The 18,018-nt window shown below is 54.0% G+C and carries 17 protein-coding genes and 1 pseudogene; 7 read left to right on the top strand and 11 right to left on the bottom strand.

Going from position 1 to position 18,018, the window contains the following annotated elements:
• Window positions 1-348, bottom strand: coding sequence for a hypothetical protein (locus ACR3EJ_RS13970; protein WP_170539314.1), 348 nt, complete (start codon window positions 346-348; stop codon window positions 1-3).
• Between the two features lie 165 nt (window positions 349-513).
• On the opposite strand from ACR3EJ_RS13970, the gene ACR3EJ_RS13965 reads away from it, so the two are divergent.
• Window positions 514-1,731, top strand: a complete 1,218-nt coding sequence (locus tag ACR3EJ_RS13965) for a tetratricopeptide repeat protein (protein ID WP_260025882.1) — start codon at window positions 514-516, stop codon at window positions 1,729-1,731.
• 24 nt (window positions 1,732-1,755) lie between these two features.
• On the opposite strand, the gene ACR3EJ_RS13960 is transcribed toward ACR3EJ_RS13965, so the two are convergent.
• From ACR3EJ_RS13960 to guaA, 8 genes are all read right to left on the bottom strand, one after another.
• Window positions 1,756-2,370, bottom strand: coding sequence for a TetR/AcrR family transcriptional regulator (locus tag ACR3EJ_RS13960; RefSeq protein ID WP_010439657.1), 615 nt, complete (start codon window positions 2,368-2,370; stop codon window positions 1,756-1,758).
• 83 nt (window positions 2,371-2,453) lie between these two features.
• Window positions 2,454-3,323, bottom strand: a complete 870-nt coding sequence (gene ppk2, locus ACR3EJ_RS13955; RefSeq protein WP_170539318.1) for a polyphosphate kinase 2 — start codon at window positions 3,321-3,323, stop codon at window positions 2,454-2,456.
• Between the two features lie 49 nt (window positions 3,324-3,372).
• On the bottom strand, window positions 3,373-4,326 hold the full coding sequence (locus ACR3EJ_RS13950; RefSeq protein WP_170539320.1) for an alpha/beta fold hydrolase: 954 nt from the start codon (window positions 4,324-4,326) through the stop codon (window positions 3,373-3,375).
• The gene (gene metA, locus ACR3EJ_RS13945) at window positions 4,316-5,233 is read right to left on the bottom strand and encodes a homoserine O-acetyltransferase MetA (protein ID WP_170539322.1); all 918 of its coding nucleotides are present in this window, start codon (window positions 5,231-5,233) and stop codon (window positions 4,316-4,318) included. The genes ACR3EJ_RS13950 and metA overlap by 11 nt, the downstream gene beginning before the upstream one ends.
• A gap of 38 nt (window positions 5,234-5,271) precedes the next feature.
• Window positions 5,272-6,144 (bottom strand): ATPase, encoded by an 873-nt coding sequence (locus ACR3EJ_RS13940; RefSeq protein WP_170539324.1) that lies wholly within the window; start codon window positions 6,142-6,144, stop codon window positions 5,272-5,274.
• Between the two features lie 150 nt (window positions 6,145-6,294).
• Entirely contained in the window at window positions 6,295-7,521 is a 1,227-nt protein-coding gene (locus tag ACR3EJ_RS13935) for an outer membrane protein transport protein (RefSeq protein WP_170539326.1), read from the bottom strand.
• A 117-nt stretch (window positions 7,522-7,638) separates the two neighbouring features.
• A complete protein-coding gene (locus tag ACR3EJ_RS13930; protein WP_260025889.1) occupies window positions 7,639-8,544 on the bottom strand; it encodes a DMT family transporter in 906 nt (301 codons plus the stop codon).
• A 109-nt stretch (window positions 8,545-8,653) separates the two neighbouring features.
• Window positions 8,654-10,213, bottom strand: a complete 1,560-nt coding sequence (gene guaA, locus ACR3EJ_RS13925; RefSeq protein ID WP_170539328.1) for a glutamine-hydrolyzing GMP synthase — start codon at window positions 10,211-10,213, stop codon at window positions 8,654-8,656.
• A gap of 70 nt (window positions 10,214-10,283) precedes the next feature.
• Between guaA and ACR3EJ_RS13920 the strand changes: the two genes are divergently transcribed.
• Together ACR3EJ_RS13920 and ACR3EJ_RS13915 are read left to right on the top strand one after the other, a co-directional pair.
• Window positions 10,284-10,724: a GNAT family N-acetyltransferase gene (locus ACR3EJ_RS13920; protein WP_170539330.1), complete on the top strand. Its 441-nt coding sequence runs from the start codon at window positions 10,284-10,286 to the stop codon at window positions 10,722-10,724.
• A 135-nt stretch (window positions 10,725-10,859) separates the two neighbouring features.
• On the top strand, window positions 10,860-12,404 hold the full coding sequence (locus ACR3EJ_RS13915) for a trimethylamine methyltransferase family protein (protein WP_170469757.1): 1,545 nt from the start codon (window positions 10,860-10,862) through the stop codon (window positions 12,402-12,404).
• Here ACR3EJ_RS13915 and ACR3EJ_RS13910 read toward each other — a convergent pair.
• A pseudogene (locus ACR3EJ_RS13910) lies at window positions 12,405-12,691 on the bottom strand (DUF6477 family protein).
• 252 nt (window positions 12,692-12,943) lie between these two features.
• Here ACR3EJ_RS13910 and ACR3EJ_RS13905 point away from each other — a divergent pair.
• Window positions 12,944-14,041: a DUF6456 domain-containing protein gene (locus ACR3EJ_RS13905; protein WP_170539332.1), complete on the top strand. Its 1,098-nt coding sequence runs from the start codon at window positions 12,944-12,946 to the stop codon at window positions 14,039-14,041.
• A 52-nt stretch (window positions 14,042-14,093) separates the two neighbouring features.
• A complete protein-coding gene (locus ACR3EJ_RS13900; RefSeq protein WP_170539334.1) occupies window positions 14,094-15,017 on the top strand; it encodes a hydrogen peroxide-inducible genes activator in 924 nt (307 codons plus the stop codon).
• Window positions 15,018-15,068: 51 nt separating this feature from the next.
• Here the strand turns inward: ACR3EJ_RS13900 and ACR3EJ_RS13895 are convergent, their stop codons facing one another.
• Window positions 15,069-15,617 carry a peroxiredoxin gene (locus tag ACR3EJ_RS13895; protein ID WP_010439686.1) on the bottom strand — a complete coding sequence of 183 codons (549 nt, stop codon included), beginning with the start codon at window positions 15,615-15,617 and terminating at the stop codon, window positions 15,069-15,071.
• 264 nt (window positions 15,618-15,881) lie between these two features.
• On the opposite strand from ACR3EJ_RS13895, the gene lipA reads away from it, so the two are divergent.
• On the top strand, window positions 15,882-16,832 hold the full coding sequence (lipA, locus tag ACR3EJ_RS13890; RefSeq protein ID WP_170539336.1) for a lipoyl synthase: 951 nt from the start codon (window positions 15,882-15,884) through the stop codon (window positions 16,830-16,832).
• A complete protein-coding gene (locus ACR3EJ_RS13885; RefSeq protein ID WP_170539338.1) occupies window positions 16,829-17,974 on the top strand; it encodes an amidohydrolase in 1,146 nt (381 codons plus the stop codon). Before lipA ends, ACR3EJ_RS13885 begins: the two co-directional genes overlap by 4 nt.
• Window positions 17,975-18,018 lie beyond the last annotated feature (44 nt).

The raw sequence follows: 18,018 nt of genomic DNA, 5'->3' as shown, positions 1-18,018 counted from the left end.
TTAATCTCCGGGTTTGCCGCAATTCTGAGGCATGTTTTGAGCTTCAACTATTCTGGTTTCGATACTGCAGCGCAGATCAGTGAGGGTTTCGGCCAAGTCGGCTAGGAACCGAGATTGCTGAGGCGTGTTTGAGTGCTGCAAAAGAGCGATTTCAGTAAAGATCTCTTGGTAATCCAGACATATCCGGTCAAATTCACTGTCCTCGGTGCGTAAACTTTGCAGAAGATCAGCGTGTTCAGGGAACTGTTCCTCAATGAAATCACTCTCGACCATCGGCAGCACTTTCGAAGCTGGTTGCTCGGTCAGCATGCGCTCAGCAGGAATTTTCTTGAACGTAATAAGCCGCATGCTACGGTAGCAAGGTAGCCACAAGTTCTTATCATGAAAGGATAGTTCTTGACCGGCACGGGGGATGGAAGGCAACACGACAACAGGCGTAACTTCTCTTCTGAAGATGTACGTTCTGCGCTAGCGCGTGTTTTAGACTCGGCAGGATTTAAGGGATCGGCCCGGATGCGGTCTTTCTTGACCTATGTCGTCGACGAGGCTCTTGCCGGACGGACCGATGAAATTCGCGCAAAAACGATCGCGATGGATGTTTATGGCTACGGCGCCGACGAGCTGACAAAACGCGAAGGCGTTGTGCGGGTAGATGCTGGTCGGGTGCGACGAAAGTTGAAGGCCTATTACGGTGGCGCCGGCGCGTCTGATCCTATCATGATATCGCTGCCCGTTGGTCGTTACGCACCTGAGTTCAGACCGGGCACGGGCCAGTACCGAAAGTTAACAAATCTGTGGCGCATAAGTGTGATGTCGGCGATGGCCATCACCCTTGTTGCGCTTGGCGGTGTCGGTGCCACCATCCTTACAAAGCAATGGTCTTCTAGCGACGTCAAAGCCGAGCAGACCGCGATCTATGATGTGTCTCCGGCGCGGGTCGAAGCGATGAACCTGTGTAGTGCCGGACAGGATGTGATGTTTCCGGTTGTTAATTTGCCGCGCCTGAAACCCGCGTTGTTGATCTTTGAAACCGCGATTGAGCGTGATCCGCTCTATTTCTGCGGGTACGCGGGAGCAGCTCAGGTCGAAACCATGCTTGCCATTCTTCAGTCTTCTGATCCTGCAGCCGCTGATATGCTTGCTGTGGCGGACGAAAACAGTGCTCATGCGCTAGAGATCGAGCCGGATGCGGCATGGGCACTTTCATCGCGCGCCTGGTTGGAATTTGGATTGGGGAACTACGACAAGGCTACAGCGTTGTCTCGTAGGGCGGTCGATCTTGCACCAAGTGATCCACATATAGCTGAATTTGATGCGCTAATCTCGCTTTATACTATGAACTTCACGTATATAATTTCGCAATCAGAGCGATATGAGAAACTGGCAGAAAGCAGTGGTGGGCTTGTGTTCGGGAATGTGCTCGGGTCAGCTCAATTTCATTCTGGTGATTTTGCAACCGCGATCCGAACCTACGAAGAAACTATCGCACGTGGTGGCCCCTTCGGCCCAATTTCTGCGGCATATTTGATGGCGGCGCGCTGGAACAACGGAGAGCAGACCGAGGCGCGTCGGCTCGCAAGTGTTTACCAAAAGACCTGGCCCGATTTTCCACTGGAAGCCTTAAAGCGGCGGGTTTTCCAACAGTCACAACCGGTCGACGCACTTGTCGAAGCGATGAAAGCCGCTGGAGTAGTTATGGAGCGGAACCATGCGCCTCTTACAGCAGACTGACCTGCTCTGGAATTGGAAGCTTTGTCATTCGTCCTGCGCGACCAGCCCCAAACCGCGTAAGTAGATACCGATCCCACTTTCGAGCAGGTCTTCAGGAGGGAAGGGAGAGCTTGCACCGGTATTGCGCGCATAAAGTTCAACGACACCGTGACTCATCGCCCAAATGTGAGCACTGAACATTGACGCAGGGGGTCTTTTCTCTGGCGGTATGTGTTGAGACAAATCGCCAGCAGCTTTTTCCAGCACATTCTTTGCGCGATTGGCGGCGAGGGCCAATTCGGGCGTTCGGTTTAGGGATATACCGCTTTCGAACATCGCGATGTAGTGGCCTGGGTGCTTGCGCGCAAAGGCTAGATAGGCGCGCCCAGTGGCTTCAAACGCTGCCAGTGCCGACGGTTGCCCCTTGTCATAGGCAAATTGCATCAGGTCAGCGAACATCTCAAAGCCTTGTCGCGCGGCCTCAGCAATTAGATCTTCGCGCCCCTCGTAATGTCGATAGACCGCTGCGGGCGTCACCCCAGCCGTCTTGGCGGCCTCGGACAGCGTAAATCCGGTCGGACCTTTTTGTTCAATCAGAGACAAGGCAGCCTCGATCAGGGCCTGCTTCAGATTTCCGTGGTGATATCCGCGCTTTGTCATCCCGTCCTCAAGTGCTTATACGGGTATATATGCACAGGTCATGACCTAATCCAGCGCAGTTCGTGTATTGCCCCATACCAAGTTCAGGCATCCCAGATTTCCGGTCCACCACTGATCGTTTTGTCTGGCTCACCAACCACGTCAGCATCTTTGCCATCATAATCCAGCCCGCTGAGCACTGTGCGAATTGCAGCCAGCCGAGCGCGTTTTTTGTCATCGGACCGAATGATCGTCCAAGGACAATCTTCGGAATGGCTGCGGGTCAGCGTTTCGGAAATTGATTGGCTGTATTCGTTCCACTTGTGCAGGCCAGCTATGTCGATTGGGCTGAGTTTCCATTGCTTCAAAGGGTCGGTTTCGCGGGCAAGAAAGCGGTTCAGCTGTTCTGAGCGACCTACATTCAGCCAGAACTTGAACATGTGGATCCCGTCATTCTTGAACCCCATTTCCAGAGGCAGAACCTGTCTGAAGAACCGCTCACGCTCATCTGTTGTGCAAAAACCAAAGACGTTTTCAACGACGCCCCGGTTATACCAGCTGCGATCAAAGAACACGATTTCTCCGGCAGAGGGCAAATGTGAAATATAGCGTTGAAAATACCACTGGCTGCGTTCAGCATCTGATGGTTTGCTAAGTGCAACATTGCGCGCGCCCCGTGGATTAAGGTTTTCGCGGAACCTTTTGATTGTCCCACCTTTCCCCGCTGCATCGCGTCCTTCGAACACGATGGCGACGCGCTGATCAGTGTTCTTGACCCACCGCTGCATCTTGACCAGCTCGATCTGCAAACCCTGCATCTGTTGGTCATATTCCTTGCCCTTAATCTTTTTCGGGTAAGGGTAGGTCGGGTTCAGAATTTCTCCTTTTTTGGCCTGCTCAATGACCGATTGAACAGTCTTGGGCGCGTCATTGCGAAAATAGCTCTCGATAGCGCCCGGTTCTGATTTGGTCATGTGCGGCCTCGCCATAAAATCCATAACTTACTATGGATTACGAATGGGGTTAACGCAAACCCGCACGTGCGGCGGCACGGTCGATTGCGGCTGCGACCTCTGGGGCGGCAACTACCTGAGGCATGTGACCGACACCGTCCAGTTCGACCAGCTCCGCACCTGGTATTTGCTCTATCAGGCGCTCAGAATGCCAATCCAGCCCAACGGTCGTATCGGCGGTGCCGTGGACTATTTCAGTTGGAACCGTAATCTCGTTATAGCGGGGTTGAAGTTCGGTGATTTCGTCCAGCAGATTTGCTCGCTGTTTGGCATTTGCATGCATCGATGCGCGGCGCATGGTCAGACCGGGGCCGAAATGTTCCGCATAACCTTCGGGGGCTACTTGCGGCGCAAAAACCTGATCCAGTGCTTTCGAAACGAACCAGTCAGGAACGAAGGCGCTGACCAACGGCAGGCCAAGTGCGTTGCCGATGGTTGTTGCGCCCATTGTGTTGAATGCGTCCAATGGCGTCTCCCAGGGGATAGCTGCAGGAGCGATCAAAACGAGAGCGGCGATATTGTCAGGCCGTGTGACTGCCCAGGCAAGTGCGACTGACCCGCCATAGCTTTGCCCAGCAACAACGGGTTTTTCAGCACCAAGTTCTGAGGCAGCTTTCTGTAGGATTTCTGCTTGTTCAACAACGGTTTCTCCGTCTGGGTTAAAGCTTTCAGAATAACCTAGCCCAGGGCGATCGAAAACGATGACCCGATAGCTTTCTGCTAAGATCGGTGCCAACGCAAATGTCATATCGCGCGTATTCCCGCTGGAACCGTGGATCAGCACGACATCTGGACCTTCGCCCATGACGACGGCATGTACAGAGATACCATCGACATCCAGGATCTGACCTTCAGGAGGAAACGAAGCTTCGGCACTGCCTTCGCGTTGCGTACCACGCCAGGCAGTGACTATGGCAACGGCTGCTAGCGCAATGCCAATTGTTATCAAGAGTTTACTGGCCAATTTTTTCCAAATCAAAGGGGGTTGTCTGATAGATGGAATTGATCCAGTTGCCATAAAGCAGATGTGCGTGACTGCGCCAGCGGTTCTGCGGATGCTGGCTTGGATCATCGTCTGGATAGTAATTTATTGGGACATTGATCGGTGTACCGTTGGCAACGTCCCGGTCATATTCTTGCTTGAGCGTGTCGCTGTCATACTCGAAATGGTTGAAGATATAGAGTGCCCGATGTGCTGGATCTTCGATCAGGCAGGGGCCCACATCATCGCTGCCAAGCAGTGTGATCAGATCAGGTACGGCGTCGATTTCATACTGCCGCATCTCGGTCCAGCGGCTTACTGGGATCACGCAATCGTCAGAAAAACCACGTAAAAATGGCGATGCTGGCGCAAGATTTCGATGCCGGAAACACCCGAAGGCCTTTGCATCCAGCATATGTTTTTTGACATCGTGAAAATGGTTGATCATGGCCATGCCACCCCAACAGACGCCGAAGGTGGAATGCACATTGGTTTGCGTCCACTCGAACACTTCACGGATTTCGTCCCAATAGGTGACATCCGCGAAATCAAGGTGCTCGATTGGGGCACCCGTAATGATCAACCCATCAAATTTCTGGTCCTTTACCTCCTGAAAAGGATGGTAGAATTCGGCCATATGCTCGGCAGCGGTGTTTTTGGTCTGATGCTCGGTCATACGGATCAGCGAAAGTTCGATCTGCAAAGGTGTCGCCCCGATCAGACGCGCAAACTGGTTTTCGGTCTGAATTTTCTTGGGCATCAAATTCAACAGGCCGATCCGCAAGGGGCGAATATCCTGCCGTGCGGCCTGATCTTCGGCCATGACCATTACACCCTCATTGGTCAGGACGTCAAAGGCGGGCAGGTCGGAAGGAATTTTAATCGGCATTTGGTCACGCTGTTGAAACTGCGAAAGAAGTCTGGAACTTAGGCGGGGTTGGCGCGGGCCTCAAGGGTGCGTTCGATCAACACATCGAAATCACTGCTGTCGCGGACCTTGGCGATATCGTCGGCGGCTATTGTGACGCCCCAGTTTCGCGCCATCGCTTCATATCTCGGTTGTCGGTGCGCCAGCGCTTGCGCATAGGTCCAGCGTATGAACGCGTCCGGATCGACCGCGGAGGCTTGGCAGTTGCTAAGGGCAAGGTATTCATCCCAGACCCGCTGCAGGAACTCGGCTTGGTAAGACATGGGCTTTGGGGCCTTGTCGAAACGTTTTACCAATTCCTCTGTATGGGCCTCGTCGCCCTTGATCCAGATCATCAGCGTCTGGCGCGATAGCTCGGACAGGACCTGGTCGTTCGGATCTTCGGGCTCGACCCACTCGCAGATAGAGCCACCGGTATCGCAGATAAAATGCGGATAGCTGTACAGGCGCTCGGCTCGGTCGATAAAATACTTGGTATCCAACAGGGCGTGAATCTCTGCTAGCCGGAACTGTTCCTGGCGAAGCCGGTATTCCGAGATTTCAAGTCCACCAAGCGCGGGATTGCCGGGTTTGCCCAGATAGGCGGAGACGGGGGTCAGGTTTTCGAACGTGATGTTCGATCCGATATAGATCGAATCCGATAGGAGAAGCTCGCGCAGAAAGGGCACTTTCATCGCTTCGGCCTTGGCGTTGTCGGCGATGTATTCGCCCATGTAGCGTGTCCCGATCCGGTAATCGATCGAGTAGTGGAACCAATCACCCGCATCCCGAAGAGTGTTCGAGACATAGGATTTCCCCAACCCGGACATACCGAAGAACAGTACTTTCTTTCGCGCGGCGTCGCGCCAGTCCTTTGCCGAGTTGTAGATCATGCGCCACCATCCCTTGTTTTGCATTAGCTAAATCGGGCTGATCGCGGCGTCAATTGTGCTGCTGTGTTCCGCAATGAAAAGAAGGCGTGTAATTGGAAAAGCCCCACCATACCAAGGCGGGGCTTTCCGATGTGTTTGCTGCCGCTGGGATCAATCCAGGGCGTAAGTCACCTGAATGCCGACGCTCCATGCACTGTTGCCGGTGAAAGTGGCGCGGTTGTCGGGACCGGTGCCGTTTGCCGTGGCATCACCGATGTCGGTATAGCGCACACCGCCGGAGATTTTGGCTTTCTCAAGCGAATAGGTGCCACCCAGACCGATGCTCCAGAAACCATCTGTCGGTCCGAGGTTGGAAACCGAATTCCCTTGCGAACTTTCGTAACCGAGAGTTACGGCACCCGAGAATTCGTCGGTGAACTGGTAGCCCAAACCAAGCGAGTAGGTCCAAGTTGCTTCTTCATAATCGACGAGGTTTATACCTGTCAGGCCGGTATAAACGGGTGGTGCGTAAACGGTTTGTGGCCAGTCAACCCAGCGCACCGAGCCGAACAGCAGTGTTTTAGGCGCGACACCTGTCTGGAAGTCCAGATTGACGGATTGAGGTGTTATGACTTCGGTCGATGAGTCAGCGCTTACACGACCTACAGTTGGGATGCCCGGTGGAAAGATGAACCCATTTATTACGTCGTTCGATTCAGTCTGTGAAAGATCGTGAGTAATCTTCGAGTTGTAAGTCAGAGCTACGCGCGCGGCGATATCCGGACGCTCCCAAGCGACGCCAACAACATATCCAAAGTCAATCTCTGCGTCTGTTTCAACACGGTATGCACCAGCTGTGGGCGTGGCACCTGCGCCAGCGATTGGTACTGAAACACTTGCTTTCAGGCGCTGTGCCCTCACGCCACCAATTACGCTAAAACCATTGTCCAATTTGTAACGCAGCAGCGCTGTAATCGCGTCTGTATCAGCCTCGGCGCGAAGAACGTCGGTGGTGGTGCCGGGAAGACCCGCAAGCGCCAATACGTTCTGGGATAGCGGATAATCCGCCGAATAATCGATATCTGCACCGAAGGGCTGATCATAGACCAAAGCGAAGTCGAGTTTCTCTGTTAACGAAGTCTTGTAGGCCAGATGTGGCGTGAAGAAGCTGTTCGAGACATTGCCAGAGTCGACTTGTTGACCAAATGTAGGGCTGCCTGGGATCTGGTCTTCCATCGAGCCACTGACATCAGGCTTGGTATAGCCCAGTCGAAACTGAACGGCAGATCCTTCTTCAAACAGAATGTTAACGCCCTGACCGCTACGATCTAGGCCACCTGCCTGCACACTGGTTGCCCCGATGCACAACGCGCATGCGTGAAACAACGATCGTTTCATATACTTCTCCCTACACTGTCCTGCGGCCTGTAATGCTCATCCCATCAAACGCACCCGGCCTTGTTACCGGCTTTTACTGTCTTAAACTTTAAATTTTGGTCAATTGGTGACGGAACGTTACTCGGTGTGCGCACGCTGCACGGGTGTTGCGGATTTGTTACGATTTTCTGACCAGACGTTCAGGAAAATCCCCGCAAAGATGACTGCCGCACCCAGGAGCGTCCATTGGTCCAGCGGTTCATGATAAAGGATCATGCCCACTATCGCGATGGTCGGAAGGCGTGCAAAATCAAAGGGTACCACGATTGTTGCTGGAGCGATCGCGAGAGCATTGGTGATACAATAATGCGCAAATAGACCAGCCACGCCGACCAGCAGAAGAAACGGCGCTGTATTTGCGCTAGGTAATGAGATCTGTCCGTCATAGGCCGATGCGATGAATCCAAGGCCCGCCTGAATCAGAGTCAGCCAAAACATGATGCAACCGATGCTCGCGAACCGAGTAAGGGTTTTCGTCGATATCGTCGTCAGAGCAAAGAACAAAGCGGACAATGCTGCAGCAATCACTCCTGGGCTGATCGAGGCCGCGCCAGGACGTGCCACAATGAGTATTCCGGCAAATCCGATTAGTGCTGAGGTCAACCGAAGCGCAGTCAACCTTTCTTTCAACAGCAATGGTGAGAGGAGTATCACCCAGATCGGTTGGGTAAACTCCAGCGCGAAGACCTGCGCAAGAGGGATGACCGTCACCGCGTAGAACCAGAGGTTTTGCCCCGTAAAATGCAGTACATTTCGAACGCCATGCAAATCTAATCGCCGTGTCGAGACTTGATGCCATTTGCGCGATATCGTCAGAAAAAAAGCGACAATGCAGATCCCGACGAGGCTGCGATAGAACATAATCTCAAAAGTATCATGAGTTACGCTAAGCTCGCGCCCGGCAATTGCCATCGATGAAAACGAGGCAATTGCTCCGGTCATCCAGAGCGCGGCCTTGCCGATCTGCATTGAGTTGCTGCTCATGAAACTTGGTTTACGTCCCGACGTATGGCAGGCCGACTTAATGGTGTTTCACGAGGCAACGCAACGAATAATAGCCGTGTCAGAATTTTTGTGCTTTACGTGTGAGCGTTTATTCCCACTCGATGGTACCGGGCGGTTTCGAAGTGATGTCGTACGTGCATCGGTTGATGCCTTTGACTTCGTTGATGATGCGTGTTGCCGTTTCACCCAGGAACTCGTGACTGAACGGATAGTAATCAGCGGTCATGCCGTCGACCGATGTCACCGCGCGCAGTGCGCAGGCATAATCATATGTCCGTCCATCACCCATCACACCGACTGTTCGCACCGGAAGAATGGCGACAAAGGCCTGCCAGATATCGTCGTATAGCCCATGTTTGCGGATTTGATCGATATAGATCGCGTCGGCTTCGCGCAGAATGTCGAGCTTTTCGCGAGTGATTTCTCCAGGGCAGCGGATTGCAAGGCCGGGGCCGGGGAAGGGGTGGCGACCGATGAAACTGTCGGGCAGACCCAACTCTCGACCCAAGGCGCGAACTTCATCTTTGAACAGTTCTCGCAGGGGTTCGACAAGCTTCAGGCCCATCTTCTCGGGCAACCCGCCCACATTGTGGTGCGATTTAATAGTGACCGAGGGACCACCAGAGAACGAAACAGATTCAATCACATCGGGATACAGGGTGCCTTGTGCCAGAAACTCGGCACCATCAATAGTGTCGGCGTGTTTCTGGAAAACATCGATGAACAGTTTGCCGATGATTTTTCGTTTGGTTTCAGGATCGCTTTGCCCGTCCAGCTCGCCCAGAAACAGCTCGCTCTCGTCAGCATGGATCAGCTGGATATTGTAATTGTCGCGGAACATTCCGACGACTTCGGTCGCTTCGTTCTTGCGCAAAAGGCCATGGTCAACGAAGACACAAGTCAACTGATCACCGATTGCCTCGTGGATCAGGATTGCCGCGACCGAACTGTCGACGCCACCTGAGAGGCCGCAAATGACTTTTTTGTCTCCGACCTGCTCGCGGATTTTCGCGATCATTTGCTCGCGATATGCGCCCATGGTCCAGTCACCCGAGAATCCTGCCAGTTTGACGAAATTCTCATATAGTTTGGCACCCTTGGGAGTGTGGTGCACTTCCGGGTGGAATTGCACGGCATAGAAATGACGCGACGGGTCTGCCGTTATGGCAAAGGGCGCGTTGGGTGAGGTGCCAAAGACTTCAAAGCCAGGCGCGATTTCACTGACGTGGTCGCCGTGGCTCATCCAGACCTGCTCATCACCCTCTGCGAACCAGCCATCAAGAATGTCCAACTGGTTCTGAGGCGTCACGAAAGCACGCCCGAATTCGGCGGTGCCGTGACCGCTTTCGACCTGGCCGCCCAGTTGCTGCATCATCACCTGCTGACCATAGCAGATGCCTAAGATCGGTACGCCATAGTCAAAAATTTCCTGTGGCGCACGGGGCGAACCCTCTCGTGTAACGCTGTCCGGACCGCCCGAGAAAATGACAGCTTTGGGGGCCATCTGTCGGACAAAGTCCATCGTGACGTTCTGATAAGGATGAATTTCGCAATAGACATTCAGTTCGCGCAGGCGACGGGCGATTAGCTGCGTCACCTGGCTGCCGAAGTCGATGATCAGAAGGCGGTCGTGGGATGCTTGGGTCATGACTGGCTATTAGGTTGCAAGCCTTGCTTGTGCAAGCGCAATGACGTCAATTGGTGGCGGAGGCACTCAGATGACTGACCTAATTCTCAGAACTGCGGAACCAGGCGACGTAAATGCGATAGAAATCTGTATTACAAGCGCATACGCCGATGCGATCAGGAAATTTGCCGATATCCCGGATGTGGCAAGCGGAATCGAGGGCGATATTGCCAACCGAAATGTCCTTGTCGCAGAAGAAGGTGGGCAACTTTTGGGTGTCATAATTTATGGTCTAAAGGCTGGCGTGATGATGGTCTTCAATCTCGCGGTTGTGCCTCAAGCTCAGGGGCGGGGCCTCGCAAGAAAATTGCTTGCTGCTGCTGAAGCCGATGCGCTGACAGCGGGGTTGTCCGTGCTTTGTCTAAGAACGCATCGACTTATGGGGGAAACCCGCGCCATGTATACACATCTTGGCTGGCACGAGGTCGAGGTGACCGGGAACTCGGTCATGATGAAGAAGAACGTGACGTGACGTGCAAATGTGTCGGAAATAGCGATGCTGCCAGTTCATGTCGCTTTTACCTCTATTGCGCCGTAAACTACCTCTGGCATCGTGGTTCGTTGATGTAACACACTTATCGAACCAACCAATAAACGGGATTTTCTCATGACAGAGGCAAGCACCCGGCGCAGAGCACGAGGTGGCGGTGGCGCCGCCCGCCGGGCCGAGCGCACGGCGGTAAAGATCGAAACCGCAAAATACATCGAACGTAACATTCCCAATTTCGAAGTCCTCAATGAAGAAGCGCTTGAGATCATCGAAACCAACGCGGAAACTGTGCTGGCCGAAATCGGTGTCAATTTTGTTGACAATCCGGCGGCATTGGAACGTTGGCGCGAGGCTGGTGCCGATGTCGATGGTGAACGCGTGCGTCTGCCGCGCGGTCTGGCGCGTGAATTGATCAAATCCGCACCCAGCGAATTTACTCAACATGCGCGCAACCCTGAGAAGTCAGTCGTCATTGGCGGTCGGAATCTTGTTCTGGCGCCGGTCTATGGCCCTCCGTTCGTGCGCGATGCGCAAGGCGGCCGTCGCTATGCGACCATGGACGATTTTAACAAGTTTGTGAAATTGGCCTATATGTCCAAATGGCTGCACCACTCGGGCGGCACCGTGTGTGAGCCGACGGATATTCCAGTGAACAAGCGTCACCTGGACATGTTGATGGCCCACATGACCTTGTCGGACAAACCGTTCATGGGCTCGGTCACCGATCCTTCGCGAGCGCAGGATTCGGTCGAAATGTGCGAAATTCTGTTCGGCAAAGAGTTCGTGCAGAACAACACGGTTATGACCTCGCTAACCAACATCAATTCGCCGATGACATTTGACGATGTGATGATGGGTTCGCTTGAGGTTTACGCTGCTAACAACCAAGCCTGCATTATCTCGCCCTTCATCGTCGGTGGCGCAATGGCACCGGTATCGGTCGCTGGTACGCTGACGCAGGTACTTGCAGAAGTTATGGCCGGGGTCGCATATAGCCAAATCATCCGTCCGGGGGCTCCGGCGATTTTTGGGGCTTTTGTTTCATCGATCGACATGAACTCGGGCGCGCCGACTTTTGGTACTCCTGAAGCATCTCACGTGACCTATGGTGCGGGTCAGCTAGCGCGTCGCTTGGGGCTGCCGTTCCGGTCTGCAGGTTCTTTCTGCGGCTCGAAGCTGCCCGATGCGCAGGCGGCATACGAGACCGCAAATTCACTGAATATGGGTCTGATGTCAGGCGTGAACTTCATGTTGCACTCATGTGGCTGGCTTGAGGGTGGTCTGGTTGCCGACTTCGAGAAGTTCGTCATGGATGCCGATCAGTTGGGTGTTCTCCACGGTCTGGCCAAAGGCGTCGCATATGACGAAAATGCTCAGGCCATGGATGCGATCCGCGAAGTTGGTCCGGGCGGGCACTACCTTGGGTGCGCCCACACGCAGGCAAACTTCAAGGAAGCGTTTTGGAAAACCGATTTGCTGGACTACAAGCCGTTCGAAACCTGGGAAGAAGAAGGCGCGCGTGACACACGGACGCTGGCATCGGCACGGGTTGAACATCTTTTGGCCAATTATCAGCAGCCACAACTTGATCCTGAGATTAATGCGGCACTGGACGCATACGTTGCCGAAAAGAAAGCATCCATGCCGGATGCCTTCACCTAATCACTGAAATTGCGCGGCGCGACTGGTTTGATACAGTTGCGCCTCGCCATTCAATGCGATCAGCAAATCCAGATGACGCACCAAAGAATAGGCCGCGTCTTCTTCTATCCGCTGTGCATTCACTTCGCGTTCCAGCTCTAGCAGGCGCATCAACGCAGCGCCGGTCCCGGAATCGATCCATAACCCAGAAGACGTTGCAGATGACGATCGCGATTATAGTCCTGCGCCCCGATCTTGGCAGCACGAGCCAGCAGTCGCGGGCGGCGGAGTGAAGTAATCAAGGTCATCAGGTCCTGCACGGCAGTATCCTTTTCGTTCAGTTTCACTGTCTGAAATGTGACACAACCTGAGCGGGTGTTGCCTTGATATAATTCGCCCCGAACTATGGTTTCACTACTGTTTATCTTTTTGAATCAATTCTGCTCTGAGCCGTCTGTGATTAACGAACGAGTAACGAAAGCACCTCTAGTTAGATTTGGTTAACTAAGATTCCGACGGCTAAAACTGTCAGTTTGTTTTGTCGACAAGGGCGAAGAAATATGGAAAACAGCGTGGCTTTCACCGTTCCGGCATGGGTTCCCGAAGGAGCACAACGATATCTTGACCATACAGAATCTGGGCGGTCGATACGGGATATCGCGCGGTCGGCTGGATGCCATGCCTCGACCATATTGCGACAGATCCGCAGGGTCGAGATGCGTCGCGATGATCCTTTGGTGGACGCCGCGTTACAATCGCTGGCCCAATCGCATTTTTCACTCACGGAATTTAAAAATCCTGCGTTTGCAGTCGTAACATCCGAAGAGAACCGACCAGGATCTCAAAACGCAGAGTTCGAACGAGAAGCGCTGCGTGTTCTGAGACGTTTGTGTGAATCCGGTGCTGTGCTTGCAGTGGCCGAAGACATGGATAAGGCCGTAGTGGTTCGGGACAACGGTGAAGGCGGGACAACCAAAACAGCAGTTGTGGATTGCCGAACAGCGCAGGCGCTGGCGTTAAATGACTGGATATCGTGCGACAATCCCGGTCGGATTTCACGATATCGTATTTCAAGTGCGGGACGCACGGCATTGAGTCATTTGATTGCCGAAGTGGAAAACCGGGCGCGCACTCAGAATGAATTTGGCTTGGCCGAATCTCAGACTTCATTCACGCCCGCAAACTCGGGTACATATACCTCAAATCAACCCAAGGTTCGTTATAACACGGTCGAGAGCCCCCTGATCGCATTGGCGCGTCGACGGGACAAGAGTGGTAAGCCGTTCCTTGATGAGACATTGGTCGGCGCGGGTGAGCGTTTGCGTGAGGATTTTGAACTTGCACAGATAGGCCCTCAGATCACGCAGAACTGGGATCGCTTTCTGACCTGTGGAGGGCGCGGAGATTTCGTTTCAGATGCCCATATCGGGCAAGGCCATTCCAGTGCCAGGGACCGTGTGACAAAGGCGCTTTCAGATTTAGGGCCGGGTTTGAGCGACGTTGCCTTGCGTTGTTGCTGCTACCTTGAAGGGTTGGAGTTGGCGGAAAAGCGCATGGGCTGGTCGGCGCGGTCGGGCAAGATCGTTCTGCGTATCGCTTTGCAGCGGCTAAAGCGACACTATCAGGATCAGGCCGAGCAAGACCGCATGATCGGCTGATGTCCTATTAGGATGGTCTTGAGTAACGGGCTGCAAATGATAGTCAGAGACTATGAATTTTACCATTCGACAATTGCAGTATTTCCGGGCTGTCGCGGAACAACGAAACTTTGGTCGCGGTGCGCAGGTCTGCAATGTATCGCAGCCTGCGCTGTCAGTTCAGATCAAGGCGCTGGAAGACGCGATGGGCGGGCCACTGTTTGAACGGCAGGCGCGGGATATTTTGCTAACCCCACTTGGGCGAGATGTTCTGGAATACACACAGGATGTACTGAATGCGGCAACGCGTTTGGATCAATTCGCGCGTGATCATTCTGGTGGGCATCGTTCCCTATCGATTGGAATAATTCCGACCGTTGCCCCGTACCTTCTGCCGGGCGTGCTGGCTGCGTTGCGCGCGTCAGATGTCTCGTTAAAAGTGCAAATTCGTGAGGCCCGCACTGAGCGACTTCTTTCAATGCTGCGCTCAGGTGAAATTGATGCGGCTATTCTGGCGCTTCCGCTGGGCAGCGAAGCCTTCCACGAAGAACCATTATTCGAAGACCGCTTTTTGCTTGCAGGAAGTCAAGCCCGGCTGGACCGGCTGACAATCAGCCCCGAGGCGTTGCGGCCGGTGGACCTTAAGACGGCTCAGTTGATGCTGCTTGAAGACGGGCATTGCTTGACTGATCAGGCACTTGAAGTTTGCGGGCAGGATCGCACCAGCGGTCAGATAAATATGGGCGCGTCATCGCTTGCGACATTGTCTCGGTTGGTCGCGGAAGGATTCGGTATGACCTTGATGCCAGAACTCGCAGCGCAGGCCGAGACAGATGCGGTGCCTGGCCTGCGGTTGCTCCGGTTTGGCACCCCGCAGCCAGCCAGAACCATCGGTTTGGTGCGTCGCGTTTCGACTGGTGCAGAGGAGTGGTTCAATCGGTTGGCGCGGGTGATCCGTGAGGTTGGGGAAGACGTGGTCTCGGGAACCCGTACCTGACAAAAAAGGCTCGCCGATATGGCGAGCCTGGTAGCGGTTTAACTGATCGGATTATGCCAGCGCTGGTTCGCGGGCCTCGTCCAGATGTTTCATCAGATTCTCTGGCGACGACACGCCATAAGGGTCTTCGGGGCAGTTATCCATCAGGCCGGGCTCTTCAAACCATGCCTCAACCACACCGTCATTGACGATGGCCGCATAGCGCCACGAGCGCATACCAAAGCCCAGATTGTCCTTATCGACCAACATACCCATCTTGCGGGTGAATTCTCCGGATCCGTCAGGAATGACTTTGACATTTTCCAGACCCTGATCCGCAGCCCATTTGTTCATGACAAAGCTGTCGTTGACGGACATGCAGTAGATTGCGTCGACGCCTTTGGCTGCGAAATCAGCATGACCTTTTTCAAAACCGGGCAACTGATAGGTCGAGCAGGTCGGGGTGAACGCACCCGGCAGCGAGAACAGGATGACGCGCTTGCCTGCAAAATAATCTGCGGTTGTCTTGTCTTCCCAGCGGAAGGGATTGGGGCCTTCGATTGCCTCGTCGCGGACGCGGGTGTGGAAAGTTACGTCAGGCAGTTTTGCACCGGTTTTCATCATCAAACTCCTGTGATTCACATGTGATTAACGTGAGGGTTAGAACGATTCCAGAGCGGCTTCAACATTAGATATGCTGCACTTGCGATATATCTTATTCGCAGGCCATTTGACTGAAAACAGGTAATAATATGTAGCTGAATTAAGACTTTTGCTGCAGTCGCGAATGCGGTCTGCATAGCGGCTATGCGCCGCTGGTGTAACCAACAAAGTCAGTTTATGTTAAGCACCAAGCAAATTGACCCGAAGTCAGGAAATCCAGCCGTGCGTGATCTGAAAATACCCGAACAAAGACACCCCGAAAAAGCGCATCGGCCAGATAATGCAGCGCCGCGCAAGCCTACGTGGATTCGTGTCAAAGCGCCAGGTGGCAAAGGGTATGCTGAAACGCACAAGATCATGCGTGACAACAATCTGGTCACCGTCTGCGAAGAGGCCGGATGCCCGAACGTGGGCGAATGCTGGAGCCAGGGCCACGCCACCATGATGATCATGGGTGAGATTTGTACGCGTGGTTGTACCTTCTGCAATATTGCGACGGGTAAGCCGGATACGCTGGATGCGTTCGAGCCAGGGCGCGTGGCGCACGCGGTGCAAAAGCTGGGCTTGAATCATGTTGTTATCACGTCGGTTGACCGGGATGACCTGCTGGATGGCGGCGCAGATCACTTTGCTCAGACCATCCGCGCGGTGCGACACCGGTCACCCAAGACAACGATCGAGATTCTAACGCCGGACTTCCTGAAATGTGATTCTTCGGTTCTAGAGGTCGTCGTCGAAGCCAAGCCGGATGTGTTCAACCACAACCTCGAAACAGTACCAGGGCTATACCCTGAAGTTCGCCCCGGTGCGCGTTATTTCCATTCATTGCGCTTACTGCAGCGGGTGAAAGAAATGGATCCGTCGATTTTCACCAAATCCGGAATCATGGTCGGGCTTGGCGAGGACGAGCAACAGGTCCGTCAGGTCATGGATGACATGCGTGCGGCAGATATCGATTTTCTGACAATAGGCCAGTATCTGCAGCCAACGCCCAAGCACCATGGCATTGATCGTTTTGTCACACCCGAAGAATTCGCGGCCTATGAAAAGGCTGCTTTTGGCAAGGGCTTCCTGATGGTTTCGGCAACCCCATTGACCCGGTCGTCATACCATGCGGGTGATGATTTTGCTCGCTTGCGTGAGGCCCGGCAAAAGAAGTTGAATCAGGTGTGAAACCCGAGCTTCAATCCTGGCTCACTGAAAAACGGCATGAGCTGCATCAGGTCCCGGAGATTTCGGGCGAGGAGCGCGGAACCGCCGCAAGTATTTCCAATCTTCTGCTGGCTTGCGGCCCCGATGCGGTTTTGACCGGAATCGGTGGTCATGGCGTTGCGGCAGTTTATGAAAGCGGCCAGCCGGGGCCAACGATAGGTATCCGATGCGAATTGGATGGTTTGCCGATCCAGGAAATATCTAGCGCGCGATACGCGTCGCAACATCCGGGCAAGGGGCATCTGTGTGGGCATGATGGTCACATGGCAATGGTTTTGGGTGTGGCTTTTGTTCTTGGTGATAAGCGCCCAGAAAAAGGACGCGTCGTTCTGATTTTTCAGCCTGCTGAGGAAACTGGGCGGGGTGCTGTAGCCTTTCGCGCCGACCCCAAGTTCGCCAATATTGCACCGGATTACGTGTATTCTTTGCACAATCTTCCGGGTCTGGAATTGGGGGCGGTCGAGCTGTGTTCGGGCCCGGCCAATTGCGCCTCCCGCGGGATGCGGATCGTGCTGACAGGTAAAACCTCGCATGCAGCCGCACCGCAAGACGGGCTTTCACCGGCTGGAGCCTTGGCTGAGCTTATACCTGCATTGGCCGCATTGGGACACGGAGGGGCGTTGGATGCAGATTACGCTCTGACGACCGTAACCCATGCGCGGCTGGGCGAGACCACGTTCGGGGTTGCACCTGGCATGGCAGAGCTTTGGGTTACTCTGCGGACGGTATCAGATACGCGAATGACCGGTTTGATCCGCGAGGCGGAGCAGCTTGTGAGCGCAAGCGCTCAAGCGCATGGGCTGGGTGTCGAAATCAGCTATGACGATGTGTTTGAGGCTTGTGTAAATACGGACGAAGCCGTTCTTATCCTGTCAGATGCCTGCCAAACACGCGAAATACCCTGCAAATTAGTGCCGACGCCGCAGAGGTTCTCGGAAGATTTCGGGCAATTCGGCAAGGTCGCGAAGACCGCGATGTTCTGGCTTGGAGCAGGCCGGGATCACCCGCAACTGCACAACCCCGACTACGATTTTCCAGATGCCTTGATCCCGATCGGGACCGACATTTTTCTTGCAGCGATCGAGCAAACGCTCAAGGCTTGAGTTTTCTGGGTTGGCTTCCTGCCCATTCCGGCCACCACCCCATA

It is taken from the genome of Ruegeria sp. AB11 (assembly GCF_056536325.1).
The sequence above is the reverse complement of the archived record's forward strand: the minus strand, read 5'-3'. Positions and strand labels throughout refer to the sequence as shown.